The organism is Flagellimonas profundi (assembly GCF_017313275.1).
Lineage (GTDB): Bacteria > Bacteroidota > Bacteroidia > Flavobacteriales > Flavobacteriaceae > Flagellimonas > Flagellimonas profundi.
Genome location: NZ_JAFLNM010000002.1, coordinates 726916 through 744303, shown reverse-complemented (window position 1 = coordinate 744303; position 17388 = coordinate 726916). Strand labels below are relative to the sequence as shown.

Below are 17388 nucleotides of genomic sequence, written 5' to 3'. Positions count from 1 at the left end.
AATTTGATTGATAAATGAAGAGCGTTATAGTTTTCTTACTGTGTATGAACTTATTCTTTGTAAAAGGGCAAGAATTAACCATACCCCAACTGTCGCAATATTTGTCCGACAACCCATTTTTAATGTCTCCATCCTTTGCTGGCATAGGTAATTACGTAAAGGTGAGGATGAACGGGGTCACGCAATGGGTAGGTATCCAAGATGCACCTGATACCCAATCCCTTTCGGCGGATGTACGATTGGGGAATCGATCGGGCATTGGAATGGTCATCTATAATGATTCGAATGGTGAAACCAAACAGCGGGGCGGAAAAGTTTCCTTTGCGCATCACCTCACCATTGACAAATATGATGAACATTATTTCTCATTTGCTCTCTCCTTTAATCTCAATCAATTTAGGATCGATATTGAAAACTTTGATCCGAATAATGATCAAGCCATTATAAATGACAGATCCTCTAGCAATCCTAACTTTGATGTGGGAATTTTATACCGGAAAGAACGGTTCTATCTCAGTGTCAATGCTTCCAATATTCTGAACAAAGAATTTAAAAAGTTCAACCCTGTATTTGAGCCCAATACTTTACGCAATTACTATGTTTATTCCGGGTATAGGTATAGAAAAAGTAAAAGCACGGATTTTGAAATAGAGCCATCTGTTTTTTTTCAATACTTTGAAAGTGATGGAAGGTCAATTACAGATATAAACACAAAATTTAAATGGTTTGACTTCCTTGACTATTACTACGCTGGCTTCACTTATAGATTTCTTAATGACCAACTGGGTTCACCGCTTTACATCGCCCCGATCGTAGGACTTAAAAAAGGAGACTTTTACTTTGGGTATTCTTACCAAGTAATTATGAACGAAATACTGGGTTATTCTACCGGAACCCATGTAATAACCCTTGGAATAGACCTCTTCCAAGGAATTTCTAACTGTACATGTACTTATTAATTGAGAGCTTATGAAATCATTATCTAAATTGTTACAAAAATTTTATGTACTCCTTGCCATCCTTTTCATTTGTTGTTTATCATGTGGAAAGGAGGAGGATACTTTTCTTCCATCAATGGAATATCCAGAGGTTACGCTGAGGAATTCGACTCTGGACACCATTGTTTATGTTACAGTAGACAACGAAAAAGTCCCGATTTACATCTCTATACCACCAGGATGCAATACCCATAGTTTGCCTGCTGTGGTGGTAATGCACGGATCTGATGGAATGTGGCTAGACCATGATATTGCAACTGGGAAAATGTCCGGTCAAAATACAGAATGGCGAATGTTATTTGATTCCAATTGTATCATAGGAGCCTATGTGGACAGTTATTCCGGAAGGGGAGTGTCCACACGAACAGGAAAATGGAAAACGGCTCCCGACAACTTTAAAATAAGCTCTCAGTTTATTCGACCTAAGGATGCCCATGCAGCTCTGGAAGTACTTAAAAAGCTGAAAAATGAAGATAATGAACCTCTTGTTCGAAAAAAGGATATAGCCCTGTTGGGCTTCTCTGATGGAGCAAGTGCCGTGGCTTCCACATTATACGATACTGACCTTACACCAAAAGATTGGGAATGGACCCAAAATTTTGACGGTAAGGAATATGATTCCTCCTCAGGTGTACTGCCGCCTGACCAGAAACCTGATTTTGGATTTGCGGGTGGTGTGTTTTATTATGGAGGATCGGGCGGATACAACTATTGGGGTGCAAGTCCATGTGGAAACAATGCATGGGAGGGGAATATTTATATGCCCTATGCGCCAATATTATTTCAAATTCCCGTAGAAGGTTATTTAACGGAAAACACGCTGTGTCTTGTTGATTTGTTAAAAGAAAAAGGAGCTGCCGTTGAACTCAACATCTACGAAAATGTTGGGCACGGGTTCGATTTTGATGACAATCCTCAAAGTCCAATCGCTAGGTTGAATACACTGAACTGGTTTAATAAAATTCTACATATGGAATAATGAAGTTCTTTGTCCCAAAATCTTCGCTTTAAAAATTAAATATCTTTTTCAACCTCCTGTTTTCATGTGCTCCCCTTACATAAAACAGTACATTTTCGACAAGTCCAAGGCATTTCGAAAAAGGCCTATACAACATCGATCTGGGAGCAAAATCCTCAACCTCTATAAAACAAATTGAACCAATAGCTCAATGCTGAGCTAAAACCAGAACGCCTAAAACTTAAATGATAATGAAAGAAAAGTTTCTAGAAAAATGGATTTTAGACCTAGTAAAGTCTGAATATGAATTTGGAAAAATCCCAAAACAAGCATCTTACAAACAAAGAGAGAGAATGGATGACTTCATAGAAGTTACAATAGAATGGATGGACCAAGAAAACAATAATTTCAAAATAGTATATCATGCAAGGTCCTATGACAAAAAAAAGGTGAACGATAGTTTGGAAATTGCCAAAGATCCCATATTTGAGCTAGAGAATTACTATACCCTAGAGATTCACACTTACATCAACCACATTAAGCGGGGTTATATCACCAGAAAGATTGCCAACTATGATGTGATGGGGATTGTAGGCCAATTGGAAAAATCGGAAGACATATAAAGGCATGGTTTTTCATAATCCCACAATAAGCTCTTGCAGTTTGTTCAATTGTAGCTATCAAAAAAAGTGTTTCGTCGGAAAAACAATGCATTTAATCGATTGATTCTCATTCATCAATTGAGAAGGCGCATCTGTCCATTTACAGGCTGAACTTAGCATTTTTCTTTGTTATTTGAGATGTGATTTAAAAGTCCCCCCATTACTTAACCAAAAGAAAGTTATGCTTTTGTTAACCATCATATGGACATTGATTTGTGCTGCGATTATAATTGGATACCCGGTATATCTTATAAACAAATCAGATCCTTTAACGGGAAGCCACAAAAAATTTCATCAACGGATTGAACCCGATATCGTGGAACTGTTATCCTTTGATATTAGGGAACAATTGCCTGGCTGGTCCCTCACATTGGATGTTCCCCAGATTACCGAAGAAATACTTCAGGGGAGCCCAATATTGTTCTATCTGGAATCAGATGGGTCTTGTATTAAACTTCCTATGCACAATGCGCGAATGGGATACACGGCAAACGTATACAAAAATGTGGGAAAAGTCTATGTAACCTTTAAATCAATAAAAGATGGTGTATCCAATTTTTATGTTCCAAACTGGCACTTAAAAAAAATTAAGATTTTAATTATTAAATCCAGAGACCAAAAATTTTACGCAGACTGGGGCATTAAACCACATAGATCAACCATACATAAAAGTTTAACAAATGCCGGTGTAAACATCAATGACTATGAGGAGGTTCTAGGATATTTCAGCAACATCGCCACCATAGACTTCAAAGGCCATTTCATTGCTAAAATGCCCAAGAAGAAAAAAAGAAATTCAACCCTTAAACCTCACCCAAAAGAGCGAGAGTTATTTTACACTGCTTAACCTATTATTCATTAACTAAAACTTTTAGTGTTCTCGTGTAAACGTAATATGGGAATTCCTGCTATCAGGATTCCCATTTTACAATTATTGAAACAGAAATAAACCCAAAAGGGCCATCTATAAATTATAAACCTACCTACATCAAATGACATACAAGTTTTAAAGGAAAGCATGGTAGATTTAACCCTAAATTATTTTGAATACCGGGCTGCATGACAAACATATTTTGTTATTGTCTTCAGTTCTGGCGATGAAGACAGTGCAGCCCAAAATTTATAACTATATATCTGATCAACTCACCATTAGTAATTTCTTCAGCTGAAAGCAAGTATGGGGTTATGCTGCGCAACAGTTATATAAGAAAAGAAAGTGGTGAGTTACTATTTTGTTTTAAAATGACCAAGTAAGCCAAATTTAATAAAATGAATACATGCCTTGTTGTCCAAAAATGCCGTGCAACGGATAGTGATTAAAGCATCATCCGTAGAAATTAAACCAAAACTCAACCAAACAATATCCTTTTCAACTCTACAGTACTAAATGCTTTTATCGACTAACAAAGTAATTCTTAAAATTGATACGCTGCCCGCCTTAGCTTACCTGTCAAAATTTGGTAAATTGGCCAGGAATATCTTCGAGAGTTTTAACATGATCACTGCAACCATTGCTAAAGGAATAACTCTTTTAACGTCCTATCTTGAGTTAGGGTGTTTAAGGTTTTACACCTCGTTTGAACATACCCTGGAAATTGACAAAAATCTTGAAGTTGAAAATATAGGGTTTCCTTTAATGCTCATGAAATCATTGACAAGTTCGATACTAACGGAAAATAAATTGGCCCGAGAGTAATAATAAAAATATTCAACCCCTAAAATAGCCCTATGGTTTTAAAAGCAGTAATTATCGAAGATGAAAAACATGGCAGGGAAACCCTAAAATCCATGTTGGAAGAATTTTGTAAAGACGTTCAAGTAATCGCAATGGCCGGTTCTGTGGAAGAGGCGGTAAAAGTTTTGTCCATTTATAGCCCGGATATTGTTTTTTTGGATATTGAATTACAATCTGGGGTAGGATTTGATGTCCTCAACCAAATAAAGGAGCCCAGTTTTGAAGTTATATTTACCACAGCATTTGAGAAATATGCCATAAAGGCCATAAAATTCAGTTCGCTGGATTACCTGCTTAAACCAATTGACCTTGATGAACTGCAAGAAGCTGTAGAAAAAGCAAGGACCAGAATGGATACCAATATTTATAGAGAACAATTGGACACGCTGATGGAAAGTATTTCGCAAGGAAACATTCGACCAGAAAAAATTTGCTTGGCCACAACTGCTGGTATGGAATTTATTGCCATTGATGATATAATCGCTTGCAAAGCCAATGGCTCATATACAAGTTTTATTCTAGAGGACAACAACAATCTTTTAGTCAGCAAACACTTAAAGGAATACGAAAACCTACTTTCGGAACACCAATTCATGAGGGTACACAACAGCCATCTAATTAACTTAAAAAAGGTGAAAAAATACATTAAGTCGGACGGAGGCTACCTTATTATGAGCAACGACCTGCAAGTAAATATTTCTTCCAGAAAGAAAGACGATTTAATTGAAGCAATGAAACGGTTGTAAGACTCAATCCTTTTTGTTGACCAACCCTTTGGTAAACTCGTTCAAGGCCTCTACTTTTTGCTCAAAATCCCCCTTAAGGGTCTTGCGGTATTCGTTAAGATTCTTCACCAAGTCGTCTATGTTTTCGGGAAGAACATCTTCAAAAAATTGACGTAGCCTCTTGGCCGTGGTCGGTGATTTTCCATTGGTGGAAATAGCAACCTTTACATTGCCCTTCGTCACGATTCCACCCATATAAAAATCACAAAAAGGTGGATTGTCCGCCACATTTACCAATTTACTCAACTTTCTGCAATCATGGTACACCTGCTCGTTCACCTTGGGTTTGTCCGTACAAGCCACTACCATATGCTTCCCTTCCAAATACTTGTTGGCATATACATCCTTGGTAATTTCAACATCATGCTTTTTGGCCAATTCCAAGGTATCCGATAAAAACTCCGGAGCCACCATTTGTACTTTGGCCGAAGGGCTCGATTTCAGTAAAAAAGTCAATTTTTCCAAACCTACGTTTCCTCCGCCAACAATCAATACCTGTAAGTTGGAAACCTTTAAAAAAACGGGATATAGCTCATTCCTCTCCATAGCAAATCAATTTTAGCGCCATATTACAAAGCTAAAGATACTCACTATTTCCGGCTGAAGAATAGTGCGGTCTAAAATGTGGGGGCTTCTTTTTGTTTTTTGGAAGATTTGAACTCGTAACGAACAAACAATTCGTGTGACCCTCCCGTATAACTTGCCAAATTGGATGTAGTCAGGTCATAGGCATAGCCAGCACTGAAATTTGGATTGATTTGCATGCCCAACAAGGTGGAAAAAGAATCGTCCCAACGGTAGGCCAGGCCAAACGTGAAGGTTTCCTTGAGCAATGCATTTACCGAAATATCGGCTATAATCGGAGCACCAGGCACCCATTTTACGAAAAAAGCGGGTTTCAATTTCACATCTGGGGTCAAATCCATCACCTTACCTCCAATAAAATAATAGTGCAAACGCTCCGCAGCTATTTCCTGTTCCTCGCCATCATAATGCTTCTGCGAAAAAAAATTGGGTATGGCAAAGCCTAAATATCCTTTCTTCGTATCATAATACAATCCTGCACCAATAGTCGGGAAGAACTTGCTTTTTATATTATTTTGAAAGGCCACATCTTCATCTTCGGTAAGGCCTTTGGAAAAATCAACATCAAAAATACGTCCCCCCAGCTTCATCCCAAAAGAGAGTTTGCTGTTGGCACTATCCAATTGAATGGTATAGGACACATTTCCGTCCACCGATATTTCGGAAGAAGGCCCTAAGGCATCTCGAGAGATAATCCCCCCTACCCCAAGCTTGTTTTCCAACGGAGTATCCACGGCCAACACCTGCGTGTTCGGAGCTCCATTTATGCCTACCCATTGTGAGCGATGTAAAAGCAAAGCTGTTAAATGTGCATTGTTGCCTGCATAGGCAGGGTTAACGCTCATAGTATTATACATATACTGGGTAAATTGAGGATCCTGTTGTGCATGTAAGGAAATGGAGCACAGGGCAAGTAACAGCAAACATAGCTGCTTACATCCCATTGATTTATATTTTGATGCTATAATCCCCATTTTTTATCTGTTTAAATACAGCCAGTCCGTTCGTGGTTCGGAGCCATCGCCCAAATCCAAAACATAGTAATAGGTACCCACCGGCAGTTGATCTTCAGGTTGAACCATGGCGCGTCCATTGGGCGTACCGTCCCAATCATTTTTATAGGATTTTGTCTGGAACACAATATTGCCCCATCGGTTGTACACCTGAAGTGTATTGCCCGGGTAACGTGAAATACAATCGATCTTAAAATAATCGTTGACACCGTCTCCATTGGGGGAAAACTCATTGTACACTACCAAACAGCTAGGCTCTACAAAAGCCTCGGCAATATTGTTGCTTTCATCCGTATCCCATTGATCCACATAGGCCAAACTCACCCTGTTCACGTAATCCTCTATATCCTGAACGGCTACGGTAAGCGATAGTGTTGCTGTTTCGGAAACAGCCAAGGATTCAATCTCCCAAAAAGAGGATTCGGAATCATAAGTTCCCACTGTAGTCTCGAAACTGATGAATTCATAGCCCAAAGGCAATTCTTCCTGTATACCAATATTTGTTGCATTATCAACACCTTGATTGGTCACCGTAATCTCAAAAATAACCTCGTCGCCAATATTGGGCATTGCAACGTTCACACTTTTTGTAATAGCGATATCAGTGGATTGTGGCACCACAAAAGCGGTTGCTTCATCATCATCTGCAATACCATCTGCAAAATCGTCCTCAACGATACCGGTTGATGGATCGCTGTCGGGGTCGGCATACAGACTAGCAGAAACAAAAGCCTCGTTCAAATACTCGTCTTCGGTACCTGTTGGGGGGTTGACCACGGCTAAAATTTCCAAACTTTCCGTATCCTGGTTCAAAAGGGTTCTATTCAAGTTCCAAACCCCAGAAGCAGCATTGTAGACCCCTGCTGTTGAAGTATGGGACTCGTAGGTATACCCTAATGGCAACAGATCGGTTACCTCCACATTTCTAGCATCGGATGGACCATTATTGGTAACACTGACCAAAAAACGGACCGTATCACCCACATTCGGGTTGGCATTATCGACTGTTTTTAATAAGGAAAGGTCGCTCAGCCCATAAGGCACTGGAGTTACAGTTGCTTGATCGTCCTCTGAGCCCAAATTATTGTTAGGTTCGGAATCCGGGTCGTACGTGTCCAAAGCGATCAGTTCGGCCGTATTCTTGTATTCACCACTCGAAAGGACAACAGCCCTTATTTCCAAAGTTTCGGTTGAGGCATTGGCAAGAGTCGGTACATCCCAAGAGCCTGCAATTTCATCATAAATTCCAGACGATGTTGTGGCAGCAACGAATTGGTACCCGTCCTCCAGTTCATCCCCAATTATTAATCCTGAGGCATCGTTGGGACCTTCATTATTTACCTCGATGGTAAATACAATTTCATCCCCCACCTCTGGATTCATATCGTTAACCGTTTTGGATATTGAAATATCGGTTACGTGTCTTGGCGTGACGGTTTGTTCATCTTGATCGTCTTCTGAAAGCATATTATTGTCCGGTGTGGAATCAGCATCGAAGAAAGTAGCATCCACCACTTCGGTTCTTAAGGTATAATCACCTGAAGAATTCACTTCAGCTACAATATTCAATTCTCTTTGTGATTCCAATGCTAAACTCCCAACATCCCAAAGACCATTGGAAGGATTAAACAATCCTCCAGAATCGTCTGAAACATAGGTAAGCCCATCGGGCAGTATATTTTCAACTTCAATTCCTATAGCATCACTTGGCCCTTCATTCAACAAAATGATGGTAAAGGTCACTTGGGTTCCCACATCGGGAGATTGGTTGTCCACACTTACGTTCAAAGCTAAATCTGCTGAGGGAATCGGTGTGGTACCGGCATTGTCCTGATCGTTTTCAAAAACATTGTTGTTGTTCGGAATGGAATTGGGATCATACTGATCAGCAGCAAATACTTCTGTCACATTAAAATAATCGCCTGTATTGTTAACAGTAGCTACAATGGAAAGGCTTTCTGTACTGCCATCGATCAAACTACCATTGAGCGACCACATCCCGGAAGTGGCATTGTAAATTCCTGCCGTGGTACTGTGGGAAACATAGGTATATCCGTCGGGCAACAAGTCCATTACTTCAACTCCCGAAGCATCACTTGGCCCTAAATTGGTGATGTTGATGGTAAAAATCACTTCTTGACCCACGTAGGGACTCAATACGTTCACAGATTTACGCAACAACAGGTCGGCCACAGGAATCACAGTGGGCTCTACCGTCTGTTGGTCATCCTCTGATTCATTATTGTTATTTGGACTTGAATCCACATCGTTTTCACCAACATTGGTCAACTCCGCCGTGTTCGTATAATTTCCTGTTGACAGCACTTCCACCAACACGTCCAAAGTCTCAGAAACTCCATTGGGCAAATCACCTACGACCCACGAACCATTGGTTTCATTGTATGTGCCGATTGAGGGTGTGGCATTGATCAATTGATACCCCGATGCCAACAAATCCGTAACCACAATATTGGTGGCATCGCTCGGACCATCGTTCTGGACCGTTACCGTAAAAAGTATTTCCTCCCCTACCTCTGGAATAAGTTGGTCCACCGATTTGGTCACTGAAATATCTACCAAAGGTTCTGGAACTACGGAAACGCCGTCTTGATCATCCTCACTGGGACTATCGTTGTTAGGACTTGAATCCACATCTACCTGATCGTGGCCTGTGATCTCCGCAACATTATCATAATCTCCGGATGGGTTTACAGTGCATAGGATATTTAAACTGACCGAACTGCCATTGGCCAAGGACCCTACATTCCAAATTCCCGTATTTTCATCGTAAGTACCTCCACTATTATCGGAGACGTAGGTATAACCTGATGGCAACAGATCGGTCACTTCCACAGAAGTGGCGACACTTGGGCCATCGTTGTTTATGGTAAGCGTAAATCTTACGTTATCACTCACCAAAGGCGGTGATTTATCAATTGTTTTTGTCAAAGAAAGGTCGATCAATGCTTCAGGAGTTACCACTACATCACTTTGGTCATCCTCAGAGGAGACTCCGTTGGAAGGGGTTGAATCGATATCAAAGGCATCAGAAGCAATCACTTGTGAGGTATTGGTATAATTTCCAGAGGCATTTACTACAACATCAATAGTAAGGGTCTCCGTATCTCCATTGGCCAAAGTACCCACCTCCCAAAAACCATTGGCAGGATCATAGGTGCCCGTTGTAGCGGCATATGAAATATAGCCAAAGCCAGACAACAATTGATCCACTACCCTTACATTGGTGGCATCGTGCGGTCCGTTGTTGGATACGGATATTTCAAAACTGAGCTGTTCACCCACATAAGGCGATAAATTACCTCCCACCACCGATTTGATCAACGATAGATCCGCCTGCAGCGGAGCGGCCGTAATATTGTCCTCGTCATCTTCACTTTGGTCGCCATCATCGTTGTTTGGTGTGCTGTCAATATCCAACTGATCTGCGAAAATCACTTCGGCAATATGGGTGTATTCCCCTGCAGCTCCTGTTGGCGTAAGAACGGTGGCATCAAAATTTAAAGATACCGTGTTGTTTCCAACAGGGACATTGATTCCCGTCCAAGTAACATTGTCCGTCAAAAAGCTATAAGTGCCGCTATTATCAATTGCTGTAACATTGTTAAAACCAGCAGGGACAAAGTTTTCAATGGCTACTCCAGTGGCATCCACATCTCCAAAATTGCTCAGGTTAATGGTAAATGTGACCACATCTCCGATATTGGGAAGCGGATTACTGGCAACGAGCTCCAATTCCAAATCTATTCCTTCAATGGTAATGCCCACTGTGTCGGAAGCTGTGTCGCAAGTAGCATCGGAAACGGTCCATTCAAAAATATATGTACCCAAAGTTGTATTGAAAATCTGGGTGTTCGGGTCGCTGGCATCATCAAAAGTTACCAATGTGGGGCCCGAAAGCTGTGTCCAGGATCCTGTGCCAACAGGTGGTGTATCGGCACTTAAAAATACCGAAGTAGTTTGATCAAAGCTTTGATCGGAACCTGCATTGACCAAACAATTTTGTGCATATCCTGCTTGGGATAAAAAGAGCACAAGAAAAACCATCAATAAAAAACACCTGGAAAAAGGGTTGAAATGGGGTTTGATCATAGCTTAGTTGATGAGGTTCACCTTACGCAGTAAGGCTTACCCAAACTTATCAAGAACAGTGTAGAATGGAGAAGTTATGTTGTATGGTAAGATGGTTTTGTTGTGAAATGGCACATTACTGATGAAAGAAACATCTCATTTCAACCATATTTTAAAACAAAAAAAGGCCCTGATTTTATCAGGACCTCTTTTCTTTTTAGCATTGGTTATTGGCTATTTATGCTTCGCAGCTCACACAATCTTTCTTTTGTTTGAATTTTTGTGCGGCATTCATGCTGTGCTGGTAATACAAGGATTTTAGACCCAGTTTCCATGCGGTAACATGGATTTTATTGATATCTTTTGTAGGCATATCGGGGTGTACGATAATATTCACCGATTGTCCCTGATCAATATGGTTTTGTCTGTTGGCCGCTTGATAGATAATATCCAACTGATCTAATTCTGAATACGTTTTAAATACAGCTTTTTCTTCTTCGGTCAAGAATTCCAAATGCTGTACGGAACCATCCATATCGCGGATACTCTTCCAGACTTCAGGCGTATTTTGTCCTTTTTCTTCCAACAATTCCATTAAAAATGGGTTTTTGATGGTAGTCTTGATCTTGGCGATATCCTTTACATAACAATTGGACCAGATAGGCTCAATTCCTTGGGACACCTGACCCAAAATAAATGCTGACGAAGTAGTCGGTGCAATTGCATTCAATGTAGCGTTGCGTCTTCCATAGCCCTTTAATACTTCGGGCTCTCCAAATCGTTCCGCCAATTGTTCCGAAGCCTTATAGGAGCGTTCTTTGATCTCCCTAAAAATCTCGCTGTTCAGGTTATAGGCTTCTTGGCTGTTGAAGGCCAATCTTTTGGATTGCAAAAGAGAGTGCCATCCCAATGCACCTAGACCCAATGAACGGTTTTGTTTTGCAAAATTGTAGGCTCTTTCCATAAATAGGAACGTTTGTTGGTCATCCCTGTCGGATGAATCCCTGTACGTTTCCAATTTTTCGATAAACTCGGTGATCACGGCATCCAGGAAGTGAACCATGGTCTCCACGGCATCCGTCTTTTTCCATTTGTCGTAATGCATCAGGTTGATACTGGAAAGCACACATACAAAAGACCAGTCATCGTTGGATGGCAACATGATTTCCGTGCACAGGTTACTGGCGTGGATACGGTGGTTCTTATCTTTATAAACATCCGCGGCCCCATCGTTGGCATTGTCGGAGAAGAACACATATGGGTATCCCATTTCTCCTCTACGCTGCAGCACTTTGGCCCAAATGGTTCTTTTTTCAAGATCGCCCTCGATCATTTCCTGCATCCATTGGTTCGTCACCGTTACACCGTGGGTCAATTGTTGGATAGGGTTTCCTTCGGTTCCGATTTCCAAGAATTCCATAATGTCCTTATGGTCAATAGGTAAATATGGAGAAAAGCGACCGCGACGAACCGATCCTTGACTTACCACATCGACCATGGATTCGAACAACTGCATAATATGCACAGCTCCAGAAGCCTGTCCGTTGTTTTTAACAGGTGCTCCCCTGTGCCTGATCTTACCGAAAAAACCAGATGTTCCACCCCCAAGTTTGGACATCATCCCCACCTCTGACTGGGTGTAAAGGATGTTCCCCATATCATCGTCGATATGGGAGCCAAAGCAACTGATGGGCAACCCACGCTTTTTCCCAAAATTGGACCATACAGGAGAAGCCAATGAGAAGAACCCTTCGGACATGTAGCCGTAGAATTTGTCCGAATACCCCGGAATCTGCAAAATCTCCTCTGCCCTATCTCCAATCTCACGGATACGTTCCTCCGGGCTCACCCCTTCGGTAAGGTATCCTGATGCCAAAAATTGGCGGCTATATTCGTTCAACCATTCAAATCCCTTGCCTTCTTCACTTTTGAGTTTGGACAAGGTATCCTTTCTTGCGTTTACAAGTTCTTGTGTTTTGTTGTCTTGTTTTTGGTCAGTGGTCGGGGTTATTTGTGTTCTCTTCTCCATAATTTAAAAAAGGTCGTCGCTAGTTATACTTTGTGTTCTTTTGCTATAGTTGATGGATCTTTTTACAAAAAAGTCTCCGTGTTTTGTTCCAATGATTTCGTCATCGAACCATTCGGTCTGCTCCAATAGTTTTTGGTCAACATCGAATATTTTGGAGATTCCGATGCTCTCCAATGAATTGTTGAATCTGTTTTTGATGAATTCGTTCACCAAATTTTTTGGCAAGAAATCCAGTTCACCCGCCTCAAAAATCCAATCCACTATTTTACTCTCCGCATCAAATGCTTTCTCACAGATATCCTGAATCATTGCCTTGTATTCATCATCGAACCACTCTGGGTGTTCTTTTTTGATGATGTTGATCACATCAATACCAAAATCTCCATGGATCTGCTCTTCTTTGGAAGTGGCCTCAACAACATTGGAAATCCCCTTCAATACGTTTTTGTGCTTATTGAATGCCATAATGATCAAAAACTGGGAGAATAGGGAAACGTGCTCAATAAAAAGAGAGAAGAGCAAAATGGATTCTGCATACTCCTTGTTGTTCTCACTTTTTGCATTTTTAAGTGCAGTCTCCAAATACTGCACCCTTTTCATGATCACAGGCTTTTTCTTCAGGGTCTCGAACTCCCTGTTCAATCCCAAAATTTCCAATAGGTGTGAATACGCATCGTGGTGACGAACTTCACTTTCGGCAAAGGTGGCTCCAACAGAACCTATTTCTGGTTTGGGCATTCTGTGGTAGATATCTCCCCAGAACGTTTTTACCGCTACTTCTATTTGTGAAATGGCAAGCATGGTGTTTTTGATGGCACTTCGCTCAACCTCCGTCAACCCGGATTTAAAATCCTGGATGTCACTCGTGAAATTGAATTCGGTATGAATCCAGTATGAGTGTCGGATTGCCGGTACGTACTCATATAATTGTGGATACTCGTAAGGCTTCAGGTTGATACGTTTCTCGAAAATATCCGACTCACGCATCTGAGCCCTTTTGTTCCTATAAATAATGTAGGCTTTTGCCGCATTGTGGAACTCACTATCCATGAGTTCGTTCTCCACAACATCTTGAACTTCCTCTACGGTCGGCAAATAATGTTCATCTTGACTTTTTCTCTCCAACAACACTTTATTTACGTTGCTGGCAATGGTCTGCGCATCGGTGATCTGGCCATGCTCCACAGCTGTCATGGCTTTCAAGATTGCATTTGTAATCTTGTGTAAATCAAATTCTTGCGTACTAAAATCCCTTTTAGTTATATGAGTAATCTGCATGAAGAAAACGGTTTGGAGTTGTAAAAAATAGCTTGAACGTAAAATTCACATTTTCTTTACTTCGATTTTAAGTTGCCCCGATCAGGTTCTTAACACTTTTATCAACATTTGTGTTTTGGAACAACAAAAATCCTTCGGAACAAACGTAGAATAAGGGCTCGGAAAAAAAGCCACCAGCAACTGTAAGGTTCAAATTTTTTTTCACAGTTTTTTAACAAAAACTGTTAGTAAGAGAATTGAACCCAGTAAGTATGTGGGATTGAGTAAAATCAAAGAAAAGAAAAAGAATTCAAGACAATTTTTAGATCACCTTGAAAAGATTGGGGCATCCACATATTAAAAGATCTTATCAACAATGGTTGAGACCATCGGTTAATCAGGAAAAAGAAAAGACCAAATTTAGGGAACCAGAACGCTCAAAGCCCTTTCTTCAATGGTGACACACAGCTCAGACTCATTTAAGTGATGTAGCTCCCCATCAGCTTGCATGAGACGGTCCGCACATTTCTCCTCGAAAGCCAACTTTAGCTCTTTTACTTTAAAATACTTTACTTTTTTGAGATACTGGTTGAGTCTGAGCAGGACAAAAAATCCGAGAACTAATATTTCACCCCTTGTCAAGTTATCAATGATAACCACATCCAACAATCCATCTTGCAAAGAAGCCATTCTGGTCAAAGAAATATCATAACCCATCACTTTTGAGTTTGATACAAAAAACATGAAAGGGTTTGTATTGTATGTTTTTCCATTGAGCTCTACTTTGATCCTTTCATTATTTTTAAAATCCTTAATGGATTTTATGACAGCTTTTAGATAGGCCCAAAGTCTTCGTTGCCCACAGGAATTATAGTTGGAGATTACCTTTGCGTCAAAACCGATTCCCATATTACTAAAAAAGGGTCTGCCATTTACCATGGCCACATCTATCCTATTTGTTTTGCCCCCTTTAATAACTTGGACCACTTTTTTAATGTTTCGAGGTATCTTAAGGCTTTCCGCCAATCCATTTCCAGAACCCATGGGTACAATTCCCAATAAAACATTGGTATGGACCAAACATGAAGCCACTTCATTGATTGTTCCATCGCCTCCGCAGGCCACAATTATTTTTGCGCCATCATTAAGGGACGCTTTGGTAAGTTTTGTGGCATGTCCAGCATAATCGGAGACTTTTAAGGTTATTTGGTATTCCGTTTGATCGAAGTATTTGGACAAAGTGGCCATATCCATCACAGCCCCTCCCTTGCCAGCTATCGGGTTTACAATAAAATGGATATTTTTCATTTCGCAAGGTTTGCATCAAGCCCTCCATGGTTGTAGAGATAATCGGCCAATTGGTAAAAAGAAATGGTCTCGTTCAAAAAAAATGTATCCACGGATTCCTTTTTCAAACTATTGTCCTTTTGGTCCCATTTATATTGATTGGCCGTCTTACCATCTCCCAAGACCATCAAATCATTTGACCTCAGCAACCCAAGTTTCCTGTAGTTTCCGATAAACGCCCTTTGTTCCGAAGGTTTCATACTGAAGACATCCCTTCCAAAGAAATTGTTTTTATACTCCCAACCCAAAAGTGAAAAAAGGGTTGGAATTACATCGATCTGTGAACATTGCCGATCAATCTGTGCTTGTTTAAACCCATCAAGATTTACAAGTATGGCCGGAATACGGTAATGGGCCACATCCAATTCCCATTTACCTGCACTACTTGCGCAGTGGTCGGCCATAACAATAAACACCGTATTCCTGTACCAGGATTTGGTCTTGGCTTTTCGAAAAAAGTCTCCAATAGCATAATCCGTATACTTGACCGCTCCACTCCTTCCTGTTCCTGAAGGAATATCTATTCGCCCTTCCGGATAGGTATAGGGCTTGTGATTCGAAGTGGTCATTATAAAGTTAAAAAAGGGGGTTCCTTGATTTGAAGCCAAATCAGCTTCCTTCAAGACCTTGCTAAAAATATCTTCGTCGCACACGCCCCATGCATTTTCAAAGGTCACCTCATCATCTTCGATGTTCTTTCGTTGGGTAACAATATCCCCTGATGGTAAAAAGCCTCTTCCCCTATCCACAATATTGAATCCATTCCCACTGAAGAACTTGTCCATATTGTCGAAATAGCCATCTCCCCCATAAAAAAAAGTCCTACTATATCCCTTACTTTTAAACACTTCACCAATAGTAAAGAGGCCTTGGTTGTGTTCCCTTTTCACAATGCTCCGTCCCGGTGTTGGGGGAACCGCCAGGGTTATGGCTTCCATTCCCCGAACCGTTCTTGTTCCCGTAGCATATAAATTGGTAAAATACGTCTCGGCCTTGGCAATGGAGTCAAGATGGGGTGTAAGTCCGTCTTGGTTCCCAAAAACACCCAAATAATCCGCACTCAAACTCTCCACGCATATTAGAATCACATTGGGTCTTTTTTCCAAGCCTCCCTTTACAAGCCTTAGAATGTTCTTTTCTGGAAAAAGAAGGCTATCCGAAGGAGCTTTTAGATGTTTCTTCACAGCAGCGAAGGCTTTCTTTTCCGGTAAGGTTCGATAGAAGTCGGTGTAGCTGAGCTCGTTGTTCCTGAATGCAGCAAAGAATGAATATATACCTGCCTTGGAGAGTTCATTGTTATATCGGTTGTTCGATAGTTCGGCTTGCTCATTTTCCACGATCCCACTGTAAAACAACATAACAGCCAACGCAACAATTGTAGGCACAGACTTTTGACGAAAACCGTTTGTTGAACCAAACGCCATTTTAAAAACCCCTTTTCTCTTAAAAAACCATATGGTAAGTACAACCAGAAGCAACATGCCCCCAATAAGAACAGGCAAAGGATAGGACTCGTTGATATTCTTGACCACCTCGTAGGTATAGATCAGGTAATCCACGGCAATAAAATTGAATCTTCTTTGGAACTCGTCCCAGAAAGTGATCTCGGCAAAAAAGGAAAAATAAACCACCAACAAACCGACCGCCAATCCAAAATAAGACAATACCCGGTCAAAAATTGAACCATAAAACCGCTTTGGCAACATTAAAAAATATAGGGTACCCACAACATAGAAAAAAGATATGGTGCCTACATCAAAGAAAAAGCCGACGAAGAAAACCTTGATCAATCCAAAAAATGAATGTTCAACCTGTGAAAAATCCAGGGTCAAAAAAATAACCCTAACTAGGGAAGAAACCATCAAAAACAACACTGTAAAAGCATTGATAATTGAAAAACGTGATGGGAAAATATTTTTAAACATTGGTA

12 protein-coding genes are annotated in these 17388 nt (G+C 40.7%); 5 read left to right on the top strand and 7 right to left on the bottom strand.

The window, feature by feature from the left end; translation table 11 throughout:
• Positions 1 to 14: 14 nt before the first annotated feature.
• The 5 genes from J0654_RS12305 to J0654_RS12285 all read left to right on the top strand — a co-directional run bounded on the left by J0654_RS12305 (position 15) and on the right by J0654_RS12285 (position 5099).
• Entirely contained in the window at positions 15 to 959 is a 945-nt protein-coding gene (locus J0654_RS12305; RefSeq protein WP_207029382.1) for a PorP/SprF family type IX secretion system membrane protein, read from the top strand.
• Between the two features lie 10 nt (positions 960 to 969).
• Positions 970 to 1977 carry a dienelactone hydrolase family protein gene (locus tag J0654_RS12300; protein WP_207029379.1) on the top strand — a complete coding sequence of 336 codons (1008 nt, stop codon included), beginning with the start codon at positions 970 to 972 and terminating at the stop codon, positions 1975 to 1977.
• Between the two features lie 230 nt (positions 1978 to 2207).
• Positions 2208 to 2579, top strand: a complete 372-nt coding sequence (locus tag J0654_RS12295) for a hypothetical protein (RefSeq protein ID WP_207029377.1) — start codon at positions 2208 to 2210, stop codon at positions 2577 to 2579.
• A 220-nt stretch (positions 2580 to 2799) separates the two neighbouring features.
• The gene (locus J0654_RS12290) at positions 2800 to 3465 is read left to right on the top strand and encodes a hypothetical protein (protein ID WP_207029375.1); all 666 of its coding nucleotides are present in this window, start codon (positions 2800 to 2802) and stop codon (positions 3463 to 3465) included.
• Positions 3466 to 4346: 881 nt separating this feature from the next.
• On the top strand, positions 4347 to 5099 hold the full coding sequence (locus tag J0654_RS12285; RefSeq protein WP_207029373.1) for a LytR/AlgR family response regulator transcription factor: 753 nt from the start codon (positions 4347 to 4349) through the stop codon (positions 5097 to 5099).
• A 3-nt stretch (positions 5100 to 5102) separates the two neighbouring features.
• On the opposite strand, the gene J0654_RS12280 is transcribed toward J0654_RS12285, so the two are convergent.
• From J0654_RS12280 to J0654_RS12250, 7 genes are all read right to left on the bottom strand, one after another.
• Positions 5103 to 5684 (bottom strand): precorrin-2 dehydrogenase/sirohydrochlorin ferrochelatase family protein, encoded by a 582-nt coding sequence (locus tag J0654_RS12280; protein WP_207029371.1) that lies wholly within the window; start codon positions 5682 to 5684, stop codon positions 5103 to 5105.
• A gap of 71 nt (positions 5685 to 5755) precedes the next feature.
• A complete protein-coding gene (locus J0654_RS12275) occupies positions 5756 to 6667 on the bottom strand; it encodes a PorP/SprF family type IX secretion system membrane protein (protein WP_237685980.1) in 912 nt (303 codons plus the stop codon).
• Between the two features lie 33 nt (positions 6668 to 6700).
• Positions 6701 to 10846: a T9SS type B sorting domain-containing protein gene (locus J0654_RS12270; RefSeq protein WP_207029367.1), complete on the bottom strand. Its 4146-nt coding sequence runs from the start codon at positions 10844 to 10846 to the stop codon at positions 6701 to 6703.
• Positions 10847 to 11063: 217 nt separating this feature from the next.
• A complete protein-coding gene (locus J0654_RS12265; RefSeq protein ID WP_207029365.1) occupies positions 11064 to 12854 on the bottom strand; it encodes a ribonucleoside-diphosphate reductase subunit alpha in 1791 nt (596 codons plus the stop codon).
• Between the two features lie 3 nt (positions 12855 to 12857).
• Complete coding sequence (locus J0654_RS12260) at positions 12858 to 14132, bottom strand: ribonucleotide-diphosphate reductase subunit beta (RefSeq protein ID WP_207029363.1); 1275 nt, start codon at positions 14130 to 14132, stop codon at positions 12858 to 12860.
• Positions 14133 to 14531: 399 nt separating this feature from the next.
• On the bottom strand, positions 14532 to 15419 hold the full coding sequence (locus J0654_RS12255) for a diacylglycerol/lipid kinase family protein (protein ID WP_207029361.1): 888 nt from the start codon (positions 15417 to 15419) through the stop codon (positions 14532 to 14534).
• Positions 15416 to 17383 carry an LTA synthase family protein gene (locus tag J0654_RS12250; RefSeq protein ID WP_207029359.1) on the bottom strand — a complete coding sequence of 656 codons (1968 nt, stop codon included), beginning with the start codon at positions 17381 to 17383 and terminating at the stop codon, positions 15416 to 15418. Before J0654_RS12250 ends, J0654_RS12255 begins: the two co-directional genes overlap by 4 nt.
• Positions 17384 to 17388: the final 5 nt, after the last annotated feature.